General features: G+C 33.9%; 1 protein-coding gene. It reads left to right on the top strand.

What is annotated here, in order from left to right; genetic code table 11:
- Positions 1 to 1,121 precede the first annotated feature (1,121 nt).
- The coding region (locus ACFILH_RS02210; protein WP_375667296.1) for an ABC transporter substrate-binding protein at positions 1,122 to 1,772 on the top strand (651 nt) is incomplete at its 3' end.

Raw genomic sequence — 1,772 nt, 5'->3', positions numbered from 1 at the left:
TTTTTTTTTCGCTTCATTTTAATATACTTTCAAAGATCGTGTTTTTTATTGTATTATCATGGTACAGCGATGTTATTATCATAAAGGAAAAACATTTTTTTATTTTTTCTTACTTTTTGAGTTTATCACCTTAGTCTGGTTAACGGTGCTGGTTTTTGAAATATACACATGTTTTATTGCATTTTTTGCGATATTTTCATGGCCATTTTTTATTAAATAAAGGGATATTCTTTCGTTTCTGAGAATTTGTAGAGAAATTTTATAACGTTTCGATATTTCACATCAGAGTGAGAGTTCTAGTATATTGAAGATTTTGTAACGAACTTATTATTGTCGTGTATAGAAATAATATTTCAAGACAGTTTACTTAAAAAAAGACTATCTATTCTAATAAGGGTGTGCTTATATAAGTATTATATTTAGATATTTCAACCTTGGTGCATTGAAAAGATCTTTTTTTCTGAAAAAATGTAAGCAATGATAAGCAATGAATTGAGTGTTGTTAAAGGAGCAAAGATATTAAAAATACGATATTGAAAAAAGTTTTGTTATGTATATCCGCGTGAGGGAATGTAAGAGGTTTGTGGTGCCCGTGCTCCTTTTATTTGGAAATAAGATATAATTAGAAGCCGTTATTTAGTGGGGAATTATGGAAAAATTCAAAATTCCTCTTGCAGAAGGGGTAGAGGTGTTTCATGTTAGCCGATGGGTGAATTTTTCTGTTTTGTTAAAATATCAAATTATTATTAGGGTTCTTCGTTATTAAGGCGCTTGAGTTAACAGGGGAGAGCCCTTTGATGGCATAAAAACGCTAGAAGAAAGAAGTGACAAGCTTGCCTGATAATAGAGAAGAAGTCTTTGTCTTATCGCGTTCAATGGTAGACGTTGTAATATTATCAATAGATTTGTGATGGGTTATGTCATTCATCATATATTAAATTGCTTTTCGGTGCATATTGGGGGCTTGTTAAGTATGGACAGGAGAAAAGGTTGGAAAGTGGTGCTGTTTGAAAGTTTTAATACTTTGTTTTAGGGGCCTATGGATCGTCTAACCTTATGATTAAGCATGTTCTTGTTGCGTGGGAAATTTATATAATAAACTTTATTTAAAAGGAAAAGTTATGAACTTGAAGAAAAAAATATTGAAAGGGAGCAGCTTTCTTGTTTCTGCTTTTATTGCACTGGGGGTAGTTGGACAACAGGTTTCAGCAAAAACACCGGCTGATACCCTTGTGATGGCTTGGAATCTTGATGCAATCAGTACGTTTGATCCTGCGCAGCTCAATGATGTTTATGGAAGTGAAATTGTTCGCAATGTTTGTGATAACTTGGTGAGTACTGCGACAGATGATCCTGCTAAAATGGTTCCTGCTTTAGCAACGCATTGGGATGTTTCAGGTGATGATCACAGTACGATGATTACTTTTCATTTGCGTGATGGTTTGAAGTTTAATAATGGCAGATCAGCCAATGCCAATGATCTTGTTTGGGGTATGAAGCGGGTTGTCAAATTGAAGATGGGTAATGCGGCAATTTTTAATGAATATGGAATTGTAGAACAAAATGTTGATGATGCTTTGCAAGCTCCTGATAAGAAAACAGTTGTGATGAAATTTGATAAACCTTATCCAGCAGAACTTATTCTTAATAATATTGTTGCAAGTCCTGCAACAGCTTTGCTTGATCGTAACACGATTATGAAACACGAAAAAGATGGTGATTTGGGAAATCAGTATTTGAAGAGTCATGCTGCTTGTGTTGGTCCTTATCAG

Source organism: Bartonella sp. CL435QHHD (assembly GCF_042195095.1).
Classification (GTDB): Bacteria; Pseudomonadota; Alphaproteobacteria; order Rhizobiales; family Rhizobiaceae; genus Bartonella.
This window is presented reverse-complemented; position numbering and strand designations above follow the sequence as displayed.